The organism is Proteus cibi (assembly GCF_003144405.1).
Lineage (GTDB): Bacteria > Pseudomonadota > Gammaproteobacteria > Enterobacterales > Enterobacteriaceae > Proteus > Proteus cibi.
The window spans coordinates 106,763-131,349 of sequence record NZ_PENW01000019.1 but is presented as its reverse complement, the minus strand read 5'-3'; the positions used below and the strand labels follow the sequence as shown (position 1 = coordinate 131,349).

The 24,587-nt window shown below is 39.9% G+C and carries 23 protein-coding genes; 10 read left to right on the top strand and 13 right to left on the bottom strand.

The annotated features are described in order from the left end of the window. Window positions 1–61: 61 nt before the first annotated feature. From thiL to queA, 10 genes are all read right to left on the bottom strand, one after another. Window positions 62–1,045, bottom strand: coding sequence for a thiamine-phosphate kinase (gene thiL, locus DK865_RS11730; RefSeq protein ID WP_023580886.1), 984 nt, complete (start codon window positions 1,043–1,045; stop codon window positions 62–64). Window positions 1,046–1,148: 103 nt separating this feature from the next. Beyond that, window positions 1,149–1,562 carry a transcription antitermination factor NusB gene (gene nusB, locus DK865_RS11725; RefSeq protein WP_006535124.1) on the bottom strand — a complete coding sequence of 138 codons (414 nt, stop codon included), beginning with the start codon at window positions 1,560–1,562 and terminating at the stop codon, window positions 1,149–1,151. Between the two features lie 28 nt (window positions 1,563–1,590). Then, window positions 1,591–2,061 carry a 6,7-dimethyl-8-ribityllumazine synthase gene (gene ribH / locus DK865_RS11720; RefSeq protein WP_023580887.1) on the bottom strand — a complete coding sequence of 157 codons (471 nt, stop codon included), beginning with the start codon at window positions 2,059–2,061 and terminating at the stop codon, window positions 1,591–1,593. A 212-nt stretch (window positions 2,062–2,273) separates the two neighbouring features. Beyond that, window positions 2,274–3,428 carry a bifunctional diaminohydroxyphosphoribosylaminopyrimidine deaminase/5-amino-6-(5-phosphoribosylamino)uracil reductase RibD gene (gene ribD, locus DK865_RS11715; RefSeq protein ID WP_023580888.1) on the bottom strand — a complete coding sequence of 385 codons (1,155 nt, stop codon included), beginning with the start codon at window positions 3,426–3,428 and terminating at the stop codon, window positions 2,274–2,276. Window positions 3,429–3,490: 62 nt separating this feature from the next. Then, window positions 3,491–3,940 carry a transcriptional regulator NrdR gene (nrdR, locus tag DK865_RS11710; protein ID WP_006535128.1) on the bottom strand — a complete coding sequence of 150 codons (450 nt, stop codon included), beginning with the start codon at window positions 3,938–3,940 and terminating at the stop codon, window positions 3,491–3,493. Between the two features lie 116 nt (window positions 3,941–4,056). Beyond that, complete coding sequence (gene secF, locus DK865_RS11705; protein WP_036911726.1) at window positions 4,057–5,025, bottom strand: protein translocase subunit SecF; 969 nt, start codon at window positions 5,023–5,025, stop codon at window positions 4,057–4,059. Window positions 5,026–5,035: 10 nt separating this feature from the next. Next, window positions 5,036–6,883, bottom strand: a complete 1,848-nt coding sequence (gene secD, locus DK865_RS11700; protein WP_109391987.1) for a protein translocase subunit SecD — start codon at window positions 6,881–6,883, stop codon at window positions 5,036–5,038. 32 nt (window positions 6,884–6,915) lie between these two features. Continuing rightward, entirely contained in the window at window positions 6,916–7,251 is a 336-nt protein-coding gene (gene yajC, locus DK865_RS11695) for a preprotein translocase subunit YajC (RefSeq protein WP_006535133.1), read from the bottom strand. Between the two features lie 85 nt (window positions 7,252–7,336). Then, window positions 7,337–8,479 carry a tRNA guanosine(34) transglycosylase Tgt gene (gene tgt / locus DK865_RS11690; protein WP_036911729.1) on the bottom strand — a complete coding sequence of 381 codons (1,143 nt, stop codon included), beginning with the start codon at window positions 8,477–8,479 and terminating at the stop codon, window positions 7,337–7,339. 182 nt (window positions 8,480–8,661) lie between these two features. Continuing rightward, the gene (gene queA / locus DK865_RS11685) at window positions 8,662–9,735 is read right to left on the bottom strand and encodes a tRNA preQ1(34) S-adenosylmethionine ribosyltransferase-isomerase QueA (RefSeq protein ID WP_023580891.1); all 1,074 of its coding nucleotides are present in this window, start codon (window positions 9,733–9,735) and stop codon (window positions 8,662–8,664) included. 107 nt (window positions 9,736–9,842) lie between these two features. On the opposite strand from queA, the gene DK865_RS11680 reads away from it, so the two are divergent. The 10 genes from DK865_RS11680 (at window position 9,843) to DK865_RS11635 (ending at window position 20,475) form a co-directional block, all read left to right on the top strand. Next, the gene (locus DK865_RS11680) at window positions 9,843–10,430 is read left to right on the top strand and encodes an acyl carrier protein phosphodiesterase (RefSeq protein ID WP_109392047.1); all 588 of its coding nucleotides are present in this window, start codon (window positions 9,843–9,845) and stop codon (window positions 10,428–10,430) included. A 411-nt stretch (window positions 10,431–10,841) separates the two neighbouring features. Beyond that, a complete protein-coding gene (locus tag DK865_RS11675) occupies window positions 10,842–11,444 on the top strand; it encodes a peroxiredoxin C (RefSeq protein ID WP_036911731.1) in 603 nt (200 codons plus the stop codon). A 296-nt stretch (window positions 11,445–11,740) separates the two neighbouring features. Continuing rightward, window positions 11,741–13,501 (top strand): gamma-glutamyltransferase, encoded by a 1,761-nt coding sequence (gene ggt / locus DK865_RS11670; RefSeq protein WP_109391986.1) that lies wholly within the window; start codon window positions 11,741–11,743, stop codon window positions 13,499–13,501. A gap of 611 nt (window positions 13,502–14,112) precedes the next feature. Then, window positions 14,113–14,742, top strand: coding sequence for a ferredoxin-like protein (locus DK865_RS11665; protein ID WP_006535141.1), 630 nt, complete (start codon window positions 14,113–14,115; stop codon window positions 14,740–14,742). A gap of 52 nt (window positions 14,743–14,794) precedes the next feature. Next, window positions 14,795–16,897 (top strand): aldehyde ferredoxin oxidoreductase, encoded by a 2,103-nt coding sequence (locus DK865_RS11660; RefSeq protein ID WP_109391985.1) that lies wholly within the window; start codon window positions 14,795–14,797, stop codon window positions 16,895–16,897. Between the two features lie 19 nt (window positions 16,898–16,916). Then, a complete protein-coding gene (locus DK865_RS11655) occupies window positions 16,917–17,633 on the top strand; it encodes a YdhW family putative oxidoreductase system protein (RefSeq protein WP_023580895.1) in 717 nt (238 codons plus the stop codon). A 66-nt stretch (window positions 17,634–17,699) separates the two neighbouring features. Then, the gene (locus tag DK865_RS11650; protein WP_023580896.1) at window positions 17,700–18,371 is read left to right on the top strand and encodes a 4Fe-4S dicluster domain-containing protein; all 672 of its coding nucleotides are present in this window, start codon (window positions 17,700–17,702) and stop codon (window positions 18,369–18,371) included. Beyond that, the gene (gene phsC, locus DK865_RS11645) at window positions 18,368–19,165 is read left to right on the top strand and encodes a thiosulfate reductase cytochrome B subunit (protein WP_109391984.1); all 798 of its coding nucleotides are present in this window, start codon (window positions 18,368–18,370) and stop codon (window positions 19,163–19,165) included. The genes DK865_RS11650 and phsC overlap by 4 nt, the downstream gene beginning before the upstream one ends. 25 nt (window positions 19,166–19,190) lie before the next feature. Next, window positions 19,191–20,159, top strand: a complete 969-nt coding sequence (ydhT, locus tag DK865_RS11640; RefSeq protein WP_109391983.1) for a protein YdhT — start codon at window positions 19,191–19,193, stop codon at window positions 20,157–20,159. 73 nt (window positions 20,160–20,232) lie between these two features. Beyond that, window positions 20,233–20,475, top strand: a complete 243-nt coding sequence (locus DK865_RS11635; RefSeq protein WP_228407775.1) for a helix-turn-helix domain-containing protein — start codon at window positions 20,233–20,235, stop codon at window positions 20,473–20,475. 74 nt (window positions 20,476–20,549) lie between these two features. Here the strand turns inward: DK865_RS11635 and brnQ are convergent, their stop codons facing one another. From brnQ to phoB, 3 genes are all read right to left on the bottom strand, one after another. Continuing rightward, window positions 20,550–21,893: a branched-chain amino acid transport system II carrier protein gene (brnQ, locus tag DK865_RS11630; protein WP_109392046.1), complete on the bottom strand. Its 1,344-nt coding sequence runs from the start codon at window positions 21,891–21,893 to the stop codon at window positions 20,550–20,552. A gap of 478 nt (window positions 21,894–22,371) precedes the next feature. After that, on the bottom strand, window positions 22,372–23,670 hold the full coding sequence (gene phoR, locus DK865_RS11625; RefSeq protein WP_109391981.1) for a phosphate regulon sensor histidine kinase PhoR: 1,299 nt from the start codon (window positions 23,668–23,670) through the stop codon (window positions 22,372–22,374). A gap of 23 nt (window positions 23,671–23,693) precedes the next feature. Next, window positions 23,694–24,383 carry a phosphate regulon transcriptional regulator PhoB gene (phoB, locus tag DK865_RS11620; protein ID WP_023580900.1) on the bottom strand — a complete coding sequence of 230 codons (690 nt, stop codon included), beginning with the start codon at window positions 24,381–24,383 and terminating at the stop codon, window positions 23,694–23,696. Between the last annotated feature and the right edge of the window lie 204 nt (window positions 24,384–24,587).

Below are 24,587 nucleotides of genomic sequence, written 5' to 3'. Positions count from 1 at the left end.
AATAGCCTCTTCAAAATATTCTGAAAGGCGCTTATAGAGCGCCTTTTAAATTGAGATAGGCTTACTGATCAGACTCACTGAAATGATCAAACCCTTTGAGATTAGGGTAAACATCTTTACCATCTCGTAAATAACGAATACCTTCAGCAATCGGCATAATTTGCCCTATGCAATGAAAATCGGCGCCTGTATGGGCTAATGCAATCTCTAACGCGCCACGGTTGATTTCAGGCACCGTAAAACATAATTCATAATCTTCGCCGCCACTTAATGCCCAAATCTCCGCTTGTTCTTCGCTCACTTCCGCTTTCATTGCTGATGAGTAAGGTAATGCATCTAAATTTAAGCGAGCCCCACAACCACTTGCTGTGAGAATATGGTTCAAATCTGAAATCAATCCATCAGAAATATCAATCGCTGATGTCGCTAAATGACGTAATGCTTGACCTTGTAGTAAACGAGGTTGAGGACGCAAATGCCTTGCAACAAAATAATCACTATGCTCTTTTTCTGTCGGCTGTAATCTATTTTGTAATACAGCAAGTCCTGCCGCACTATCACCTAAAAAACCCGTAACATAGATCCAATCGCCAATTTTAGCGCCAGAACGAAGCAATGCGGTTCCTTGTGGAACAAGCCCTTGTATTGTGATTGTTAAGCTTAAAGGACCACGAGTGGTATCACCACCGATTAACTGGATTGCATAATAATCAGCTAACGCAAAGAAAGAGCGACTAAATGCCTCAAGCCATTCACTGTTTGTATCAGGAAGCGTTAAAGCTAATGACGCCCAAGAAGGATCTGCACCAACGGCAGCTAAATCACTAATATTTACAGCAAGTGCTTTATAAGCTAAATCTTCAGGTGAGATAGAAGGAAGAAAGTGAATGCCGCTCACTAACGTATCAGTGCTAATAGCGACTTGCTGCTTTTCAGGCACCGTCAATATTGCGCAGTCATCTCCAATGCCCGTACTCACATCTTTTCGTTTTACAGGCTGTGAAGTGAAATATTGCTTAATAAGGGAAAATTCACCACAAGGCATTATCTATTTCCTATTTAGCTGTGCATACTAAACGAGTTTTATTAAACAAAAGGCCGGAAATACCGGCCTTGAATTATTTACCATAGAGGAAACGTGAAAAACATTATTTTTTACGTACAGTTGGTGCCGCTTTATCAAGCACGCCATTAACAAATTTATGGCTATCGTCAGCACCAAATACCTTAGCCAGTTCAATCGCTTCGTTAATCGCAACTTTGTAAGGAACATCTTCACGGAAGCTAAGTTCAAACATTGCTAAACGTAAAATAGCTTTTTCAACTTGGCCTAACTCTTCAAGTTGACGGGATAAATAAGGTTCCATCGCCTTATCTAAACGTGTTGCATTAATGGCAACACCCACTAAAAGCTCACGAAAATAAGCAATATCTACACCTTGGGTATCCTGCTCGGATAAAAACTCCAATTCCACATCCGCGATGTCATTTCCGGATAATTGCCATGAGTAGATAGCTTGAACAGCACACTCACGAGCACGACGACGAGCAGCAGGTTTCACAAAATTCCCCTTAAGTTAAAACAGATGATTAGCCTTTTATGGCTTTAAGTACATTGATCATTTCAAGTGCTGTCATTGCAGCTTCAGCACCTTTGTTGCCCGCTTTAGTTCCAGCGCGTTCAATTGCCTGTTCAATACTTTCAGTAGTTAATACACCAAAAGTCACAGGGATCTCGCTTTGCATTGCAACTTGAGATAAACCAGAACTGCATTCGCCAGCAACGTATTCAAAATGTGCGGTTCCACCACGGATAACAGTACCTAATGCGATAACTGCATCATATTTGTCGCTTTCGGCTAATGCTTTAACCGTTAATGGCAACTCATAAGCGCCTGGAACCCAAACGACGGTAATATTTTCAGAGGAAACTTGTCCAATGCGTTCTAATGCATCAACCGCACCTTCTAATAGGCTGTCGTTGATAAAGTTATTAAAACGGGCAATTGCAATTGCTACGCGTGCGTTTGGCGCCGCGACAACACCTTTGATTACGTTCATAGGTTACCTTTTTCTCCTATCCGCGGGGCGCGGATTTTATCATATTCTTTCCTTCACTGCGCTCTGTTTTATTATCACACAGCAAAGGAGCCAAAAACCCTTGAAAAATCAAGGCATTTAGTTGGCTGATAACGATGTCGTAACGACAGGAAATAACACACACGGCGCTATTTTACTACAAATAGCGCCGTAGACACACTTATTTGCGTCTATTAATAACGAGGTTTTAAACAAACTCTGATATCAGAGCCAATTTGTTGGAGAGAATCTACTGTAAATTCAGGTGCTTCGGATAAGGATGAGAGTGGAGAAAGTGCAAATAATCCACGTGCATCATTCCCTAAAATTTTAGGTGCAATATATATAATAAGCTCATCAACAAGCCCAGCCTCTAATAATGCACCAGCAAAATGCGCACCACTTTCAACCCATACGGTATTGATATTGCGTTTACCTAATTGCATCATTAATAAAACTAAATCCACACCACTGTTTTTACCATTCGTTGGTAATAGGATTTCTGATACATTACCTTGCCAATCAGCTGGCTGTGATTTTGTACGTGCCAGCCAGCATTCGCCTTCAATTTGAGTGATTTTATGATTTTCAGTCACTCTATTTTGGCTATCAGCAACAATGCGAATAGGTTGGCGTAGCGTTTCTTCTGGATAAAGCGCTTTAATTTCATCTGAAAGCTCATCCCAACGTACATTCATAGATGGGTTATCAGCAAGCACTGTTGCACTTGTCGTTAAAATAGCGCTGGCTTGAGCCCGAAAATTTTGTACATCTCGACGAGAGGCTTTAGAGGTTATCCATTGGCTTTCACCCGATGCTAATGCTGTTTTACCATCTAAAGATGCACCTAATTTTAGTTGGATATAAGGGAAGCCTGTTCTCATTCGTTTAAAAAAGCCAACGTTAAGTTTTTCAGCTTCTTGCATTAAAACACCATGTGATACATCAATTCCAGCTGATAATAATTTGTGTAATCCTCGTCCTGCAACTTGAGGATTTGGATCTTGCATCGCAGCAACAACGCGTTTTATACCTGCATTAATCAAGGCATCAGCACAAGGTGGCGTTTTACCAAAGTGGCTACAAGGTTCAAGTGTAACATACGCCGTCGCCCCTTTTGCTTTATCTCCTGCCATTTTTAATGCATTGACTTCAGCATGAGGACCACCTGCATGATGGTGATAACCTTCACCGATAATCTCGCCCTCTTTTACAATCACACACCCCACATTAGGATTAGGGGATGTTGTAAAGCGACCTAATGCTGCAAGCTCGATGGCTCGACGCATATAGTGTTCATCATGCAGGCTTTCATTTTCACTTGGGTTGTTGCTGTTGTTATTTATCATAATAATTACATGTAATTTTATTATTTATCGTTATTTTTCAAATCATTAAATAAAGCACAGTATTAATCCTGTAATTTTGCAATTTCTTCACCAAAATCACGGATATCTTCAAAACTACGATAAACAGAAGCAAAGCGAATATAAGCCACTTTATCGAGTTTCTTTAGTTGTTCCATAACAAAATTGCCAATTTCTTTTGAAGGGATTTCTCTTTCACCCGTCGCTCTTAATTGTGATTTAATATGGCTTATTGCAGCTTCAACATCATCTGAACTGACGGGACGCTTTTCTAATGCTTTAAGCATACCTCGACGAAGTTTCTCTTCATCAAAAGGCTCACGTATTTCATCACTTTTCACAACACGAGGCATCACTAACTCTGCTACTTCAAAGGTAGTAAAACGTTCATGACAAACAAGACATTGGCGACGACGGCGCACTTGTGAACCATCACCAACAAGTCTGGAATCAATTACCTTGGTATCTACGGCTCCACAAAATGGGCAATGCATAGTTATTCCTACTTTTGACAATACTCATAAACAGTGTACCTGTTCAGTGAACAAAAAACACCCTGTCAGTATACACTGGCAGGGTGTTTGCGATGTTTTATCAGATAAACGCTCTATTATGGTAAGAGTGTTGTCTGATCGGCACCCTCTTTTTCCACTTTTTGTACAATCAAGTGTTCACGTTTCATTCCCATTTTCAGTGCTAATGCAGAAGCCACATAAATAGAAGAAATAGTACCGATTGAAACACCGATTAACATAACTAAAGAGAAGCCTTGAAGCATTGAACCACCAAAGATATACAGCATTAATACAACTAATAATGTTGTTGCTGATGTCATGATGGTACGGCTTAATGTCTGTGTAAGAGAAACGTTCATAATTTCATATGATGTTCCTCGGCGAATTTTACGGAAGTTCTCACGAATACGGTCTGATACAACAATACTATCGTTCAGTGAGTAACCGATAACAGACATCAATGACGCCACAATGGTTAAGTCAACTTCTATGTGGAACAGTGAAAGCACACCCAGTGTGATCACCACGTCATGCGCAAGTGCAATCACCGCACCTAACGCCAAACGCCATTCAAAACGGAATCCAACATAGATAAGAATACAGATAAGTGCTGATAACAACGCCATTGCACCTGTTTGAGCCAATTCACTCCCCACACTAGGCCCAACAAACTCAATACGTTTTACCACAGCATCGTTATCAACTTCAGCATTGATAACATCAATAACTTTCTTACCTAATTCTTGACCAGCCTGTCCTTCAACAGGAGGCATACGCACCATAATATCGCGACTGCTACCAAAGTTTTGTAACAGAGGATCTTTAAAGCCCGCTGTATCTAGGCTATCACGCATTTTATCAAGGTCGGCGGGTTGACTGAGATTGATCTCAATGACAGTACCACCTGTAAAATCCAGTCCCCAGTTAAATCCTTTCACGGAAATGATAGCAATTGACGCTATCAAAAGCAGAAACGAAATACTAAAGGCGACGTTGTCCCAACGCATAAAGTCAATGACTCTACGACCATGGTTTAATTGTTCAACAGTATAATCCTGTGCCACAACGTGCTCCTTAAATAGACAGTTTCTTAACGCGTTTACCACCATACAGCAGGTTTACAATCGCACGAGTACCGACAATAGCGGTAAACATGGATGTTGCAACCCCGATTGCAGTTGTGATAGCAAAACCTTTAATTGAGCCGGTACCGACTGCATAAAGGATCACAGCTGTAATTAATGTGGTTAAGTTCGCATCAATAATACTGGAGAAGGCACCTTTATAACCTTCATGGATTGCTTGTTGTACTGATCGACCATTACGTAATTCTTCTTTAATACGTTCGTTTATCAGTACGTTGGCATCGACGGCGACGGCAAGTGTTAAGACGATACCCGCAATACCCGGCATGGTCAGTGTTGCGCCCGGTAATAGTGACATTACCCCAACGATTAACACTAAGTTTGCCATTAATGCAGTACTCGCAATCACACCAAATTTACGATAATAAATTATCATAAAGGCAACAGACGCAATCAGACCCCATAAACACGCTTCTAAACCTTGCGTAATATTTTGCAGACCCAAAGTTGGACCAATGGTTCTTTCTTCAACGATTTGAATAGGTGCAATCAACGCACCAGCACGTAATAACAGAGATAATTGACGTGCTTCATTCGCATTTGAAATCCCCGTAATACGGAAGCTATTTCCTAAACGACTCTGAATATTCGCAACGTTGATAACTTCTTCGCTTTTAACCAACACCGCACGGTCATTCTCATCGCGTTTACCGCTGTCTTTATACTCTACGAACAGTGTTGCCATCGGTTTACCGACGTTGTCCTTCGTAAAGTTAGACATGATAGATCCCCCCGCGCTATCAAGTGAAATATTCACTTGAGGTTGACCATATTCATCAGCTTGAGACGTTGAGTCAGTGATGTGGTCACCCGTTAAAATAACGCGTTTATAAAGGATAGTTGGTCTACCTTCACGGGTATATTTCACTTCTGAGTCGCCTGGAATACGGCCTGTTTCTAAAGCAGAAGGATCAACAGTGGTATTGACTAAACGGAATTCTAATGTTGCTGTCGCACCTAAGATTTCTTTAGCACGAGCGGTATCTTGGATACCCGGTAATTCAACAACAATTCGGTCAGCGCCTTGACGTTGAACTAATGGCTCTGCAACACCTAACTGGTTAACACGATTACGTAAGATAGTGATGTTTTGCTGAACTGCATAAGTCCGCGCATCACGTAAACGTTCGTCAGTAAAAATAGCGCTTAATGCGTTATTTGCACCATCTCTAAAAATGAGATCTTGATTACGACGAGTTAAGTAATCTGAAGCTTTAGAGCGATCATCCGAATTACGGAAACGGATTTCAACGCCATAGTTATCCGTCTTGCGGATAGATGAATATGGAATGCCTTCATCACGTAATAATGTACGTAGGCTCTCAACATTTTGTTCTTGAAGTTTGCCTAACGCGGTTTCCATATCGACTTCCATCAGGAAGTGAACACCACCACGTAAGTCTAACCCCAGTTTCATAGGCTCACCGCCAATGGCTTCTAACCATTTTGGTGTTGCCGGTGCAAGGTTAAGTGCAACAATGAACTGGTCGCCTAAGGCAGGCAACAGCACTTCACGGGCACGCAACTGAATATCAGGGTTACCGAAACGAGCCAAAATCGCACCATTTTCAAGTGCAATAGATTTCGCTTCAATTTTTTCTTTATCTAATAAAGATCGAACTTGATCCAGTGTTTGCTCATTGGCGGCGGTTCCCCGCGCGCCAGTGATTTGAACAGCCGGATCCTCACCATATAGGTTAGGAAGTGCGTAAAGCAGACCGATGAGGATAGCGGCTATCAACATCAGGTACTTCCACAAAGGATAACGGTTTAGCACGGCAGTTCCCTTTTCCCTTTGGGGAAATGTTATTAAATAGCTTTCATTGTGCCTTTAGGTAATACAGCGGCAACAAAGTCACGTTTGATAGTTACTTCTGTTGTTTCATTCAGAGCAACAACGATATAGCCGTTATCTGAAACCTTAACAACACGACCAATTAAACCACCTGTCGTTAAAACTTCATCACCTTTACCAATAGAATCCATCAGTTTACGATGTTCTTTAGTACGTTTTTGCTGTGGACGTAGGATCATAAAATAGAAAATCAGAATAAAGATCACTAACATCGGTAAAATAGACATAAAGCTAGCTTCAGGTGCGGCTTGTCCAGCAGAAGCAACAGCATCAGAAATGAAAAAACTCATTCACTTTTCCTCATTGTTGTCGATATCGACGATATTCAAGTTATAAGCCCAATATCATACACAGAATTGGGCTTTCTCGTATACATTATTCACACTTAGTCGCACTGCCATTTAGCGGTGGGACGGGTTTTCCAATACGTTCGTAGAATTCGTGTACAAACTCTTCAAAACGCGAGTCTTCAATAGACTGACGAATTTCAGCCATCAAACGCTGATAATAACGCAAGTTGTGGATAGTGTTCAGCCTTGCACCTAAAATTTCGTTACAACGATCAAGATGATGTAAATAAGCACGGCTATAATTTTTACAGGTATAGCAGTCACAATGTTCATCTAGCGTTGATGTATCAGAGCGATGTTTCGCATTACGAATTTTAATGACACCATCAGTGACAAACAGATGGCCATTTCGTGCATTTCGCGTTGGCATAACACAGTCAAACATATCAATACCACGACGAACGCCTTCAACTAAATCTTCTGGTTTACCGACACCCATTAAATAACGCGGTTTATTCGCAGGAATTTGAGGGCAGACATGTTCTAAAATACGATGCATATCTTCTTTAGGCTCACCCACTGCAAGGCCGCCGACAGCGTAACCGTCAAAACCAATTTCGACTAGCCCTTTTACCGAGATATCACGTAAATCTTCGTAAACACCACCTTGAATAATACCGAATAATGAATTTTTGTTATTGAGTTCATCAAAGCGTGCACGACTACGTTTAGCCCAACGTAATGACATCTCCATTGAGTTTTTCGCATAATCCCAATCTGAAGGATATGGCGTACACTCATCAAAAATCATCACAATGTCAGAACCCAAATCGTATTGGATTTCCATTGATTTTTCTGGGCTTAAGAAAATCTTTTCGCCATTAATAGGGTTACGGAAATGAACACCCTCTTCTTTAATTTTACGCATCGCACCTAAACTAAAGACTTGGAAACCACCTGAGTCCGTTAAAATAGGGCCTTGCCATTGCATAAAATCATGTAAATCACCATGTAATTTCATGATTTCTTGACCAGGGCGTAACCATAAATGGAAGGTATTACCTAAAAGAATTTGTGCACCTGTTGCTTTCACTTCTTCAGGTGTCATTCCTTTTACTGTGCCATAAGTACCCACTGGCATAAATGCAGGTGTTTCAACCACACCACGTTCAAAAATAAGGCGACCGCGGCGAGCATTACCGTCGGTTTTGTCTAATTCGTATTTCACTCATCCTCCAAGCATCAGAAAAACAGTCCAATGCGCAATAAAAAACAGCACATTCTAATCATTTGTTAGACGGCTGTACATGTTACTTCAACAAAAACAGGGCTTAGTCAAAGGGATTAAGCAATAAAATTGAGATAACAATTCATAAAACGAAGAAAAACGTTAAAAAGAATAATAAATTTTTATTCTTGTCCTACTTTTTCATTGATCGCGAAAGGATTACAAGTAATAAACATCGCATCACCATAACTGAAAAAACGGTACTCTTGCTCAACAGCTTCTTTATAAGCATTCATGGTATTTTTATACCCAGCAAAAGCAGAAACCAGCATGATTAAAGTTGATTCAGGCAAATGGAAATTCGTAATCAATGCATCAATAATTTGATATTGATAACCCGGATAAATAAAGATTTGGGTATCATCGAAGAAAGGCGCAATTAACGCATCTTTTGCTGCTTTCGCAGCGCTTTCTAGCGAACGAACAGAGGTGGTTCCTACAGCAATCACTCGATTGCCACGTGCTTTACATGCTAATACCGCATCAACCACTTCTTGTGGCACTTCTGCGTATTCAGAATGCATTGTGTGTTCTTCAATATTATCCACACGCACAGGTTGGAAAGTACCCGCACCAACATGCAGTGTGACAAATGCCATCTCAACGCCTTTTTCTTTTAAGGCTTGAAGTAATGGTTCATCAAAGTGTAACCCTGCTGTAGGTGCTGCAACAGCGCCTGGACGCTCATTATAAACCGTTTGATAAAGCTCTTTATCAGACTCTTCATCAGGACGATCAATATAAGGAGGTAAAGGCATATGACCAATGCTATTCAGGATAGTAAGAACATCCCTTTCATCATCAAAGCGAATTTCAAAAAGTGTATCATGACGCGCAACCATAGTTGCTTGTACACTTTCATCTTCGCCTAGCACAAGCTCGGCGCCTTCTTTCGGTGATTTAGAAGCTCGAACATGAGCAAGAACGCGATGTTCATCAAGCATACGCTCAACCAACACTTCGATTTTGCCACCTGACGCTTTACGACCATAAATACGCGCAGGGATCACGCGAGTATTATTAAAAACCAGCAGATCACCCGCATTTATTTTATCTAACACATCGGTAAAAATACCGTGTGATAAAGCCCCCGTCTCACCGTCTAAAGAAAGCAAACGACAACCACTGCGTTGAGGTTGCGGATAGTGAGCAATCAATGCCTCTGGCAATTCAAATGTAAAGTCTGATACACGCATAATTAAACGACTACTTTCATAAAAAACAGGCGGACTAGTCTAGTGCTGCCAGCTTATCAGTGCAACAAAGAAGCCCTTTTTTATTCAAAAAGCGCTATGATGATTTAATGAATTACCTTGCTCACTTACATCTCGCCTTTAGGGCAAAAAGCTCTCTATTAGGCAATATGATGGCAGATTACGTTAAAGGCGCACCTAGCTCTGATTACAGCCAAGCTGTGATTGAGGGTATTCGTATGCATAGACGCATTGATGTACTCACTGACACTCACCCATTAGTCAAACAAGCTCGCCTTTTATTTCCTGATGAATATCGCCGAGTTTCACCGATTACCTTAGATGTTTTTTGGGATCATTTTCTTTCTTTAAATTGGTCAAGATTCGAACCGGATATACCTTTAACTAAATTTGTCACCCAAACCCGAAATATTATTGAACCTGATTTATGGCAGACACCTGAAAAATTCCAAGAGCTCAATGAGTATCTATGGTCGCAATCTTGGTTAATTCGTTATGCTGACAAAGCATATATTGCTCAAACATTGAAAGGAATGGCGAGAAGAAGACCACGATTAAGTGCACTCGCTGGCTCTTATATCGTACTCGAAACACATTACGATGAATTAAGTGAGATTTTTTGGCAGTTTTATCCACAATTGCTAGAAAGAGCACAGCATCACCGGCTTGATGACTGATACATTTAACTATCATTTTGAATTTCATTTTTTTGTCATATTGTAGGATTACATTTGATATATCAAAGAGATGCAAAGTCAATTTATCATATTATTCGTAACGATTTGTTAACAAGCATAGTATTCATTTCCAAAGTTGATTAGAATGAATCGTTATACAAGGAGTCATAAATAATCCTACTTTATTGTATTAAGTTGATAACTATAATCTATCAAATAGATTGTTCTGTTTGACTTTATCAATAGCGATTGATTATTTATGCTGTATGCATCATTTAAAAACAGGGTACATGCTCTAAATAATTCGAAGTATAGCTAGGCGACAAGCGAATGAACGCAGTCAACAACGCGACAACTTGAAGTATGACGAGTATAAATACCCTCAACTCTTTCAATCTACAGGAGTACATTATGGTTCTGGTTACTCGCAAAGCCCCTGATTTCACAGCTGCTGCCGTTTTAGGTAATGGTGAAATTGTTAATGATTTCAACCTGCATTCATTTATCAAAGGCAAACCTGCCGTTATTTTCTTCTGGCCAATGGATTTCACTTTCGTTTGCCCTTCAGAACTGATTGCATTCGATCACCGTTTTGAAGAATTCAAAAAACGTGGCGTTGAAATCATCGGCGTTTCTATGGACTCAGAATTCGTTCATAACGCATGGCGTAAAACCCCAATTGATGATGGTGGTATTGGTGAAGTTAGATACCCAATGGTTGCTGATATCAAACATGACATCATCAAAGCTTACGGCATCGAACACCCAGAAGCGGGCGTTGCACTACGTGGTTCATTCTTAATTGACAAAGAAGGCGTTGTTCGCCACCAAGTTGTTAACGATCTGCCATTAGGTCGTAACATTGATGAAATGATCCGTATGGTTGACGCACTGCAATTCCACGAAGAGCACGGTGATGTTTGCCCAGCACAGTGGGAAAAAGGTCAAGAAGGTATGGGCGCATCTCCAGACGGCGTAGCGAAATACCTGAAAGCAAACTCTGGCAAACTGTAATATTTCAGTAAGCGACTTTATTTCTAAAAGCCTGTGAAAACAGGCTTTTTTGTTTATTCAGCATTTATCGACTTATTGCTTATCAACGGTATTTATTACTGCAACTAGTTATACAGAAACTTATTGTTTATCTGCTGAAAGATAGTTTTGTGATCATCACATCAAAAAAAATTCTCCTCACCAATAACCCCTCTCTATACTTATTGTTACGCAATTGTTAATTTATATTAATAACAGCGTAAATCTCTATATTTGTATTTATTCAATATAACTCACTGTTATTGATGGAGATAATAATGATTACTATAAAAAGAACTCACCTGCTGTTACTCACTGTCCTTTTTTCACATTCACTCTATGCTGCTTATGAACCTGCTGTTGAAGCACAACACGGTATGGTTGTTTCTTCTCAACATTTAGCTTCTCAGGTAGGGAATGATATTTTACAACAAGGAGGTAATGCGATTGATGCTGCCGTTGCAGTTGGCTATGCGCAAGCTGTCGTCAATGCCTGCTGCGGTAATATTGGTGGCGGTGGTTTTATGACAATACACCTTGCTGATGGTACCAATACCTTTATTAATTTTAGGGAAACTGCCCCTGCCTCAGCGTCTAAAAATATGTATTTAGATAAAGACGGTAATTTAGTTAAAGATGCTAGTCTATATGGTTATCTCGCCTCAGGCGTACCTGGTACAGTAAAAGGACTTGACGCTGCATTAGAAAAATACGGCACACTTTCACGCCAAGAAGTGATGGCGCCGGCGATTAAACTGGCTAGAGAAGGTTATATTTTAACGCGCGCTGATACTGATGTATTAGAAACGACAACAGAACGCTTCAAACAAGATCCGGGATCTGCAAAAATTTTCTTAAAACCTGATGGAACACCATGGCAACCTGGAGATCGCCTTATTCAAACCGACTTAGCAAATACATTAGAATTAATCGCAAACCAAGGTGCTGATGCATTCTATCAAGGTGACATCCCTAAAAAAGTTGAAGAAGCATCGAAAAAACATAATGGTCTGTTAACTCAAGAAGATTTTGCTAATTTTACTATCACAGAAACCCAACCTATTACCTGCACCTACCGAGGTTATGAGTTTATTTCTGCCCCTCCTCCAAGTTCAGGTGGTGTCACTCTCTGCCAAACACTGAATATTTTGGAAGACTATGATCTTAAATCAATGGGCTTTAATTCAGCGGAATATGTTCATACTCTAACAGAAGCAATGCGTCATGCTTATATGGACAGAAACACGTTTCTTGGTGATCCTCAATTTATTAAAAATCCAACAGAAAAGTTATTAAGTAAAGCCTATGCCACAGAGATACGCCAACAAATTAAACCAAATAAAGCCACTCCCTCAGAAAATGTACAGCCCGGTATTGCTCCTCATGAAAGCCCTGAAACAACACACTACTCCGTTATAGATAAAAAGGGTAACGCTGTATCAACCACTTATACGATAAATGGTCGTTTTGGTGCGGTTGTCATTGCACCAGGAACCGGATTTTTCCTCAACAATGAGATGGATGATTTTACCACCAAAGTCGGTGAAAAAAATCTCTATGGTTTAGTACAAGGTGAACGCAATAGCATTGCCCCCTTAAAACGCCCATTGTCATCAATGAGCCCAACGATTGTGACTAAAGAAGGCAAACCATTCCTTATTTTAGGCTCACCGGGAGGTTCTCGTATTATCTCAATCACCTTACAAACTGCGCTGAATATCATTGAATTTGGTATGCCACCACAAGAAGCCGTTAATAGCCCTCGCATTCACCATCAATGGTTACCCGATGAGGTTTATTATGAGCAACGAGGATTATCAAAAGACACGTTAGAAAAACTCTCTACCATGGGATATAAAATGGTAGAACAAACACCATGGGGAGCAGCTGAACTTATTATGGTTGGGCTACCCGGAGAAAATGGGGTGATCCCCGCTTCATCAGGTAATGATTCCGCTGTGTCGGGTTCAGTGCGTGAAGGTTATCTTTATGGATCAAATGATGTTCGTCGCCCAGCGGGTAAAGCGGTGGGTTACTAACCATAAAATGACATAATAGAACTGATAAAAGAAACCTTCTCTTCATTAGAAAAGGTTTCTTTTTTTATAAAAATGATCTAGTCATGGTTTTACAATTTATTCATATATTTTTCTATTAATAATAATCAACCTCAGATTTTGATTAAATAAATAATTAACATCAAATATCAATTTATTATTAAAATAATAATATTAGATAAAATATAAGAGCAAATCGCCTTTAATGTAATTTCAATAATAGAATATATATAAATGGTAGTTATTCTCTTTCGTAATTACAGATAAAAACAATAATCATTTAATTAAATAAAATTAATAACACTCGCTATTTTTATTTCTATGATAGCAGTCACAGTATTAATTTTTTAATAACCACACTATCAAAGAGGATAATAAAAATACGTAAAAAGTGGAGATAACACATTGTAAATACAAATATTTAACATTTAGTCACAGTGTATTTTTATCATAAAAAGAATTGAATTTAATAATATATCCCTTAACTATACCGTTATTATATTTTTTATATAACGATAAGGCAAGCGGATAAATAAATACTTTATCATCACAACTTATTTCTTATTAAATTAGTTAAGCGGAGATAAATATTAATGTCTGATACACATCATCGTCCAATATTAGATATTGGACTATCAAGACTAGAGTTTCTGCGAATATCCGGTAAAGGGCTTGCAGGGATCACAATAGCACCCGCATTGCTTTCTCTTTTAGGTTGTAAGCAAGAAGAAATAGATAGCGGAATAATTCAATTAACCACAACACCTAAAGGTGTTTTAGTCACAAACAGAGCCCGTTGCACAGGATGCCACCGCTGCGAAACAGCATGTACAACATGGAATGATGGAAGCGTTGGCTCATTCTTTTCACGTACCAAAATCCATCGTCATTTTTATTTTGGTGATAAAGGTATTGGCTCCGGTGGTGGACTTTATGGCGATTTAAACTTTACAACGGATACATGTCGCCAATGTAAAGATCCTGAATGTATGAAGGTCTGCCCAGTAAAAGCGATCCGTTATCAAGAAGAGTTCGGCTGTATTGTCGTTGATACACGTCGTTGTATTGGTTGTGCCGCCTGTACAACAGCTTGTCCGTGGATGATGGCAACCGTCAATCCACAAACTAAAAAATCCGGCAAATGTAATTTATGTGGTGAATGTGCATCAGCGTGCCCAACAGGCGCTCTGCAAATCATTGAATGGAAAGAAATTACTGTTTAATAAATCCAGACAATCACATCACTGAACCACATTTAGATTAGGAAGCAATATTATGACTAACGGCTGGACTGGAAATATTCTAAGAATCAATTTAACTACCGGAGCCATCACTCGTGAAAGCTCAAGCAAGTACAAATTCTTGATTGGTGGTATGGGCTTTGGCTACAAAATTATGTACGAAGAGGTTGCTCCTGGCGTTAAACCTTTTGATGAAGAAAACAAAGTTGTCTTTGCAGTAGGTCCTTTAACTGGATCTGGCGCACCTTGTAGCTCCCGAGTCAATATTACCTCTCTTTCCACCTTTACTCGTGGCAATCTTGTCGTTGATGCCCATATGGGCGGTTTTTTTGCCGCATGGATGAAATTTGCCGGCTATGACGCACTGATTATTGAAGGTAAATCAGATAAGCCTGCTTGGATCCATATTGACGATGACCAAGTCTCTATTCAAGACGCCTCCTTCTTATGGGGTAAAGGTGTTCGTCAAACGACAGAAGAGTTATGTGCTCAAACAAGTCCTGAGGCTTGTGTCGCAGCCATAGGTCCGGCGGGTGAAAATCTCGTTCCTTTATCTGGCATCATTAATAGCCGTAACCACAGTGGTGGTGCGGGGATTGGTGCTGTATTAGGCGCTAAAAAATTAAAAGCCATTGTTGTTGAAGGTAGCCGAGGCGTTAACGTTGCAGACCGTAAAGCGTTAAAAGAACTTAACGACTATATGATGACACAACTGATAGGCTCTAATAACAACCACGTTGTACCAAGTACCCCACAATCATGGGCAGAATATTCACACCCTGGCTCTCGTTGGAATGCACGCAAAGGGTTATATTGGGGCGCCGCTGAAGGGGGTCCTATTGAAACCGGTGAAATCCCGCCTGGAGATATCAATACTGTTGGTTTCAGAACCATGAAATCGACCTTTGACTTAGGTCCAGAAGCAGAAGAGTACACGGTAAAAATGGGGGGATGCCACTCTTGCCCTATCCGTTGTATGGCTCAACTCAATGTTCCACAAGCGAAAAAATTTGGTGTACCACAAACAGGTGGTAACACTTGTGTCGCTAACTTCGTTCACACAACTATTTTCCCTAATGGTCCTAAAGATGTTGAGAAAAAAGGAGATGGTAACGTTGTTGGTAACCTAGTGGGTCTTAATATTTTTGATGATATGGGACTTTGGTGTAACTACGGGCAGCTTCATCGTGACTTCACGTATTGTTATACCCACGGTGTCTTTAAACGCGTATTACCTGAAGCCGAATACAATGAAATTCCGTGGGATAAACTGGAAGAAGGTAACCCTGAATTTATCAAAGAGTTCTACTCTCGTTTAGCGCATCGCAAAGGTGAATTTAGTCACCTTGCGGATGGCTCTTACCTCATTGCACAGCGCTGGAACTTAGGTGAAGAGTATTGGGCTGACAAGAAAAACAAACTTTGGTCGCCAATGGGCTTCCCAATTCACCATGCGAATGAAGCCTCCGCACAAGTGGGCTCTATCGTTAACTGTATGTTTAACCGCGATGCGATGACACATACTCATATCAACTATATCGGCAGTGGTTTACCCCTAAAACTACAAAAAGAGATTGCGGGTGAGCTCTTTGGTTCTGGTGATGCTTTTGATGAAACCAAAAACTACACACCAATCAATAAAGCCAAAATTGCTTATACCAAGTGGACCATTTTACGTAGTTGCTTACACGATGCCGTCACCTTATGTAACTGGGTATGGCCAATGACCGTTTCTCCTCATAAGAGCCGTAATTATCGTGGTGACTTAGAAATGGAAGCTAAATTCTTTACTGCCATTACAGGTGAACCAACGACTTCTAAAGATCTGGATTTAGCCTCAGAGCGCATCTTCACATTACACCGCGCTTATACGGTTAAGTTAATGAATACAATGGATATGCGTAATGAACATGACCAAATTTGTTCATGGGTATTCGATAAAGATCCTGATATTCCCGTTTTTACTGAAGGTACAGACAAAATGGACAGAGAAGACATGCAACTTTCTCTCACCATGTTCTATCAAGAAATGGGCTGGGACCCTCAATTAGGTTGCCCAACAAAAGAAACTTTAGTTCGCCTTGGCTTACAAGATGTTGCAGACGATTTGGCGTCTCGTGGTTTATTACCAAGTTAATAGGTAAAAGAAGGAGATCATGATGATAGAACAAAATGCATCAGCTTCTATACCACAAGATATCGCTGATGATGCAGATATTGCTTTAGAGCAACCCGATATCTCTCGTCGCCGTTGGTTACTACCACTATCAGAAACAGGTGTTGGACGTAGCGCTAACACCTCCACGGATACCGTAGAAGAACCTGTTGCAGAGGTAGCCGAATTATCTGCCGAACAACATCTAGCGAATGCGATACGTCAATGTTCAAAAGAAGGTGAACTATTAGCAATTTCAACGCTGTATGATGCGCCCTATTCTCTGACTGAAGAGGATGTTGCGCAGTTAGAAACCGCGTTAAAGAGCGACGAGTTTATTGATATCGCCCATTTAAGTCTCAATGGAGAGGATTATTTCTACTCTGACGAATTTATGTCAGATAACTTCGCACAACTGCAATTATTAAACCGCCATGCGGATATTTGTACAGCAATTGCCGGTGTAGTTCGTTTCGAATGTGAAACCTATCCTCGACCATTGAAACAAAGCATGTTGATGTCTGAACCTTTTCAGTACACGGCTTCAGAGATTGAAGATGCACTGACACTGATGAAAACTCACCCTGATTTTCAGGATATTCAGCAAGTTTTAGCATCCAACGATGCCCCTTATCTCTTTAGCAATACGTTAATGAGTTACGGCAAAGCACGAGGCTTAACTGAATGGATTGAGGTAGAACAACATGAAAATCCTTAACGTTCTGCCTTATCAACGAAATTCGATGTGGGTATTACAACATCATCAGACTGAGGAGCAAAAATAATGCGTGTTTCTCGCCGTAAATTTGTAGCAGGTATGGGATCGGTCATTTTTTTCAGTGCACCACTAGGAAGTGCGCTTGCAGCAACTGCAGAAAAAAAACCTATCCGCTATGCCATGATCCACGATGAGACGCTCTGTAATGGCTGTAATATCTGTGCCACTGCATGTCGTCGATTAAATAAAGTACCTAATGGAATGGCTCGAATGGATATTGCTCATATTCCATTAAGCCTCAAAGAAGATAACGATAAATACCATTTCTTTAGACACTCTTGCCAACAATGTGAAGATGCCCCTTGTATTCCTGTATGCCCTACAGGTGCATCTTGGCGTGATGAAACCAATGGTATTGTTCGTGTAAATAAAGAGAAATGTATTGGCTGTAGCTACTGTATATCAGCATGCCCATACCAAGTACGTTATCTTAACCCAGTGACACATGTTGCTGATAAATGTGATTTTTGTCTTGAGTCCCGACTACAAAAAGGTTTCCCACCGATTTGTGTGAGCGCTTGTCCGCAAAATGCCTTGTTATTTGGTAAAGAAGACAGCCCTCAAATTCAAGAATGGCTCAAAACACACGATTACTATATTTATCAACTTGATGGTGTAGGAAAACCCCATCTCTATCGCCGTGTAGGGCCTCATGTTCAAGAGGAGGGTAAAGTATGAGTATCGTCAATACAATGCCAGACAGTGCTCAATTCCAAGCTGCACTAAAAGAGTATGTTTTAATCTATACTCCTGATTATTTGCCCCTTTGGCTAATTGTTGCAGGCGTATTATTTATTGGCATGCTACTTGTGCTCGCACTTCATGGTTTTTTACGTTATCGCTTTGCCACACCACACGGTGAGTCACATAAAGAAGAGAAGCTCTATCTTTACTCTAAAGCTGTACGTTTGTGGCACTGGAATAATGCCTCTTTATTTATTCTGTTGCTTCTAAGTGGTGGGATTAACCATTTCGCCTTACTTTCAGCCCACGATACGGCGTTATTAGTCAGTGTGCATGAAATTTGTGGTTATCTACTCTTAGTTTGCTGGTTATCCTTTGTCCTTATTAACCTTATTGGTGGTAATGGCAAGTTTTACCGTATTGACGGTAAAAACTGGTTTCACCGTGCCTTTATGCAAACGCGTTTTTATCTCTACGGCATTATCAAAGGAGAAGGTCACCCCTTCCCAGCAACCCCCACTGTTAAGTTTAATCCACTGCAACAAATGGCTTATTTAGGTGTGATGTATGCATTAGTTCCACTACTTTTGATAACAGGTGTCTTGCTTCAAAACCCAGCATTTATTCCTGCTGATGCGGTGATGTTTAAAGCATGGTTATTAATTGCACACCAATTCTTAGCTGTATGTAGTGTCTTTTTTATCATTGGTCATCTTTATCTGTGTACAACAGGAAAAACACCTTTCCAAACCTTTCGCAGTATGGTTGATGGTTACCATAGACACTAATTAATACATGGATTAAGGAGCTTATATGTCAGTCCCTTCAAAGGAAAAGATTAGATTAACAAAAGAAGACTTACGACAACTGCATGTTTCAACATCGCTTTATCGTTGGTTTTTGCGTTATTTTCCTGATGGGGGCACTTACAGTGCTATCCATAGTGAGTTAATAAAACAGCGTCGTACACAATGGATAGAAAGCTTTATTCAATATATTTATTTACGTCATTTTAGTGAAGCATCCTTTGCCGAACAGGAACAAGAAGTCATGGAAAACATCTTGTTCCTGCTCGGCAATGAACAACAACAAGGCGTGACATTACAACGGCTGCCCTATCACACCACGTTGCCAACATCTGAAAATATTCAATTTTCTACCGAATGGCATCAATTGATCTTAAAAAGTCAGCAACTGAGCACCGATCTTGCTTTGTGTGGAAGTAATAATATTGTGGCTTTTTCCGGCGATGAAAACAGCATTGCCAACACAGGTTATAGCAATCAGTTGATGATGACTGGTTTTGCAGGAAAAGTAGCTAATACCGGGGATCAATGCCGTATTGGCAGTTTAGGCGGACGCTCCCGTATTTGTAATAGTGGCAATGATGTCAAAATTTATGCTGCAGGTAATGGTGTTCATATCGCAAACAGTGGTATGCGTAATTTTATTACTGCCTCTCAAGATCGCGCAAAAATCACTAATACAGGGGATTTAGCGCAAATCAAGGTTACTGGAAAAAACGCAGTGGCAATTAATACTGGTGATAACTGTAAAATCACGGTGTCTGGCGACAACAGTCTCTGTATCTCAACCGGTAATCTTCATCAATTCTGCTTAGGAAAAGGGGGCAGTGCTGTGATTGCTTATCATGATGGCAATCGTACTCGCTTTAAAATTTTCTATGAAGGTGAAGACGGTATTGAAGCTGGTATTCACTATTATGTAGATGAAAACCAACAACCAGTGGCAGAAAAACAGTATTCTACAGATAAAAACTAATGAGCAACCTAAGCTAAATTTTTTACTCTACGTTTAAATCAAATAGATACTCTTATTACTTACTGATCTCGATGTGAGTCGAGCCTTTGCCTCTCATTTACGAAAGTTGCGTGAAAAAGAAAAAGGGTCACGTGAACAACTTGCCGAGCGTAGTACAGTTCCTGCTTCAACTATCAAAAAGTTTGAGTTACAAGGTAAAATTTCACTACGCCAGTTACTGTTACTTTGGCAATGCCTTGATGATTTAAATAATCTTTATGCGGTTGTTGATCCGAAGAAAGTGAATAAACCACGTATGCCAAGGACGATTGAATAGGTATTACAAGATGAGTTTTAAACCAACAAAAAGGGAAACTTTCGTTTCCCTTTTTATCTTTAACCCAATGTACTTTATTGCTTATGGATGGCTTCAGTATGGATCACTTTTTTATGGTGTGAACCCACAACTTTGTCATAAATACCACACACAACAATAGTAATGAGAACAGGAATTAACCACGCTAACCCTTGCTCACTTAACGGCAGCTTTGTCGCCCATTCTGGTAATAAATGTTTCAGATAGTTAGACGCTTTTATTGCATCAAAAATACCGAAAAATAAGCTAACCGCCATTGCTGGCGCAATAATACGGCTTGGATTATTCCACAGACGTAATGTGAAACTCATTAAAATGATCACAATACAAGGTGGATAAATCATGATCATCACTGGAATTGAAAACTCAATTAATTTACTTAAGCCTAAATTTGATACCACCGCTGAAAATATCGACAAAATTAATACCAATGCACGGTAAGAAATCGGTAAATAACGACTAAAGAATTCAGCACAAGCACAAGTTAAACCAACGGCAGTCACCATACAGGCTAAGAAAATTAATAATGCTAAGAAGAAGCTACCGAAGTTACCAAAAGTATATTGAACATAAGCATGAAGAATATCAGCACCATCTTTTGCCATTGGTACAATGCTGCCACTCGCAGAACCCAGTTTAAACAAACTTAAGTAGATTGCCGTTAACAACACACCAGCAATAATGCCTGCCCACATAGTGTAGCGAGTCAATAATGATGAATTATCAATACCTCTGGAACGTGCCGCATTAACAATGACAATACCAAAAACCATTGCCCCCAATGTATCCATGGTCAAATAACCATTAATAAACCCTTGGGTAAATGCCATATCTTGATACGCTTGTGTTGCTGGAATTGATGTACCTGCTGGCCAATATATTGCTGCAAAACCTAATGCAGCGAGGGCTAAAATTTTAATTGGGGCAAGAATATGCCCAACGCTATCTAATAATTTTCCAGGGTAAAGCGAAATACCAATAACAATTAAAAAGTAGATAATACTATAAATGAGCAATGCAATTTCGGTGTCACCCACTAATGGTGCAATACCCACTTTAAAAGAAACCGTTGCAGTACGAGGAGTGGCAAAAAGGGGTCCAACAGCAAGATAGGCAACAATAGCTAATAATAATCCCATTGATTTACCAATAGGTGTGCTTAATGCCTCAATCCCCCCTCCAACTTTTGCCAATGCGACAACGGTTAAAACAGGTAAACCAACGCCGGTGATCAAAAAACCAATTGCTGCCGTCCAAACAAATTCGCCTGATTGTAAACCCACCATTGGAGGAAAAATAATGTTGCCAGCGCCAACAAATAGGGCGAATGTCATAAACCCTAATGCCAGAATATCTCTGGAAGTTAATCTATGTGCCATAAGTTTTGTTAATATGTAGTTACAATAATGGTTAAATTGCGCCAATATAGCGCAACATAAAATCAACAATATCTATTTAGCCTCATACCATCATTATTCAGGATAATATCCATATATAATCATTTCATGTAGAGCAATTAGGTGCTAAATAGAAAAAATTGCCGATAACTGGTCACAAGTAAAACTTTTATAATGAAAAAAGGCAATAGCCAATCTAAAAACCAGAAGAATCATCTAAACTATTTTTCAGCGCTAGTTATAACTGTCATATATCATCGAATATACATGATATGATTTGTGCATTTTATCACCAATAATATTGCGTACAGGCATCATTTAAAGTTAGCATTAATTAATAATATTAAAATTTAACGCTACGATATTAGTTTTTATTGATATTAAAAAGATTAAAAAAAGGGCAAAAAACCCTTATCACTGATTAAAGACAAGTGATAAAGGTTTTAAAAAAGATATACGGCTAGTGTGTCTTTTTCGCGGTAAGTAATGTCTGAGGAAGGATAAAAGAGAATGTACTCCCAACACCGACTTTACTTTCAATATTCAACTGAGAGTGATGATGAAGCAACGATTTCTTCACAATCGCCAAGCCTAATCCAGTACCACCAGAATGACGAGAGCGCGCTTTATCAACGCGATAAAAACGTTCTGTTAAACGGGTTAAATGTTCAGCGCTGATCCCTGCCCCATTATCTGAAACACTAAATAGCATACCTTGGGGGATTTTCTTCCAACTGACTTTGATTGTTGAACCTTCTTCAGTGTGATTAATGGCGTTATACACTAAGTTAGAAACCGCACTACGCAGTTGTTCTTCATTACCACGCACAGCCCACTGTTCATCAACATCAAAAACAATCTGATGTTGACCTTGGCTAAGTGAGTTAGCTTCTTGTTGTAATAAAGCCAAAATGGCAGGAATATCAACAACTTTGTTTAAATCAATATGAGGAGCAGATTCGATACGAGAAAGCTGTAAGAGTTGCTGAACAAGCGTATCCATACGTTTAGCTTGCTCTTGCATCGTGACTATCGCTTTATGCTCTGCGGGTTTTGATACACTATTTTCTTCCATCATTTCAAGATAACCTTGAATAACGGTTAACGGTGTTCTTAACTCATGACTGACATTAGCAAAAAAATCACGTCGTGAGTTTTCTAGTTTATTTTTTTCTGTCACATCGCGAGCGACCATCAGGCGCTGATCTTCGCTATATGGCATCACACGGAACTCAACAATAGAGCCATTATTGAGTGAAATCGTTAGGGGACGACTAAAATCGCCTGCGGTAAAGTAATGCAAAAAATCAGGATAACGTAATAAGTTAAATATATTTTGCCCGTTATCTTCAGGCCAGCGAAATCCTAATAAATGTTGAGCAAGACTATTACACCAAAAAATATTCCCTTCGTTTGTCATCATCACAACAGCATCAGGTAAGCTTTCGGCACCACTTCTAAAACGTTTAATTAAGTCACCTAATTCTCTGCGCCGTTTACGGTTACGTTGCTGGGTCTGTCGAATACCATAAAAAATAGGCTCCCATCCCCCACTTCCTTCCGGAGGCAATACAGAGCGATCTAACCATAACCATTTAGATAATTTCAGCAAATTATAAGCATGCCACACAAGGGCACTGAGAAGCGATGCCACCAGCAACCAAGGAAGATGCCCGACAAAAAGCGATAATATAAAGGCAGGCAAGCAAAATAGACATAGCCCCCAAACGAGGGCTTTCCACGATAGTCGTTCTAACACCTGACGATTACTCCCATATTGACTTAGAAACGGGCAGAGAAGCGATATCCCGTTCCACGTACTGTTTGTATCATTCGGTCATGACCATCTTCTTCAATGGCCTTACGTAAACGACGAATATGCACATCAACAGTACGGTCTTCGACATAAACATTCGTTCCCCAAACGTAGTTTAGCAGTTGTTCTCTACTGTATACGCGTTCAGGATGTGTCATAAAAAAGTGCAGGAGTTTAAATTCTGTGGGTCCCATATCAATGGGCTTATCTTGACTTGTGACTCGATGAGAAACAGGATCAAGACCTAACCCATTAAATTCAATGATATCTTCCGCTGACATCGGTGATAAGCGTCGTAAAATCGCCTTCACACGGGCGACAAGTTCTTTAGGTGAAAAAGGTTTGATAACATAATCATCAGCACCCGTTTCTAATCCTTGGACTTTATCTTCCTCTTCCCCTTTTGCCGTTAGCATAATAATTGGAATATCACGGGTGTTACTTTCCCGTTTCATCTGTTTTATTACCTGTAAGCCTGATCCTCCTGGGATCATCCAATCTAATAAAACCAGATCAGGGTAAGGATCAATAAGAAAGCTCAATGCAGAATCATAGTCCTCTGCTTCAATAGGTTGAAAACCATTTTGTTCCAAAACAAAACAGATCATCTCTCGAATTGCGGTTTCATCTTCAACAACAAGAATACGCCTTGCCATACTCTATCCTGTGTAATGTATATAGAGGGTCAAAATGATTATGATGCAGTTTTATGACAGATTTATGACTAACCTTAACATTACTGAAATAGATCCCTGTTGTTAAGGTAAATAAATCATTTTTTGGTGAAATATCACTCAAAAATAGGGCGTATTGTTGAGTTTTCACTAAAAAAGTCAGGTGCGCTATACTCTTCATCAGAT

Coding starts and splice junctions, on each gene's coding strand:
- thiL (WP_023580886.1), bottom strand. CDS start 1,045: ATGCCTTGTGGTGAATTTTCCCTTATTAAGCAATATTTCACTTCACAG.
- ribH (WP_023580887.1), bottom strand. CDS start 2,061: ATGAACGTAATCAAAGGTGTTGTCGCGGCGCCAAACGCACGCGTAGCA.
- ribD (WP_023580888.1), bottom strand. CDS start 3,428: ATGATAAATAACAACAGCAACAACCCAAGTGAAAATGAAAGCCTGCAT.
- nrdR (WP_006535128.1), bottom strand. CDS start 3,940: ATGCATTGCCCATTTTGTGGAGCCGTAGATACCAAGGTAATTGATTCC.
- yajC (WP_006535133.1), bottom strand. CDS start 7,251: ATGAGTTTTTTCATTTCTGATGCTGTTGCTTCTGCTGGACAAGCCGCA.
- queA (WP_023580891.1), bottom strand. CDS start 9,735: ATGCGTGTATCAGACTTTACATTTGAATTGCCAGAGGCATTGATTGCT.
- DK865_RS11680 (WP_109392047.1), top strand. CDS start 9,843: ATGAATTACCTTGCTCACTTACATCTCGCCTTTAGGGCAAAAAGCTCT.
- DK865_RS11675 (WP_036911731.1), top strand. CDS start 10,842: ATGGTTCTGGTTACTCGCAAAGCCCCTGATTTCACAGCTGCTGCCGTT.
- ggt (WP_109391986.1), top strand. CDS start 11,741: ATGATTACTATAAAAAGAACTCACCTGCTGTTACTCACTGTCCTTTTT.
- DK865_RS11665 (WP_006535141.1), top strand. CDS start 14,113: ATGTCTGATACACATCATCGTCCAATATTAGATATTGGACTATCAAGA.
- DK865_RS11660 (WP_109391985.1), top strand. CDS start 14,795: ATGACTAACGGCTGGACTGGAAATATTCTAAGAATCAATTTAACTACC.
- DK865_RS11655 (WP_023580895.1), top strand. CDS start 16,917: ATGATGATAGAACAAAATGCATCAGCTTCTATACCACAAGATATCGCT.
- DK865_RS11650 (WP_023580896.1), top strand. CDS start 17,700: ATGCGTGTTTCTCGCCGTAAATTTGTAGCAGGTATGGGATCGGTCATT.
- phsC (WP_109391984.1), top strand. CDS start 18,368: ATGAGTATCGTCAATACAATGCCAGACAGTGCTCAATTCCAAGCTGCA.
- ydhT (WP_109391983.1), top strand. CDS start 19,191: ATGTCAGTCCCTTCAAAGGAAAAGATTAGATTAACAAAAGAAGACTTA.
- brnQ (WP_109392046.1), bottom strand. CDS start 21,893: ATGGCACATAGATTAACTTCCAGAGATATTCTGGCATTAGGGTTTATG.
- phoB (WP_023580900.1), bottom strand. CDS start 24,383: ATGGCAAGGCGTATTCTTGTTGTTGAAGATGAAACCGCAATTCGAGAG.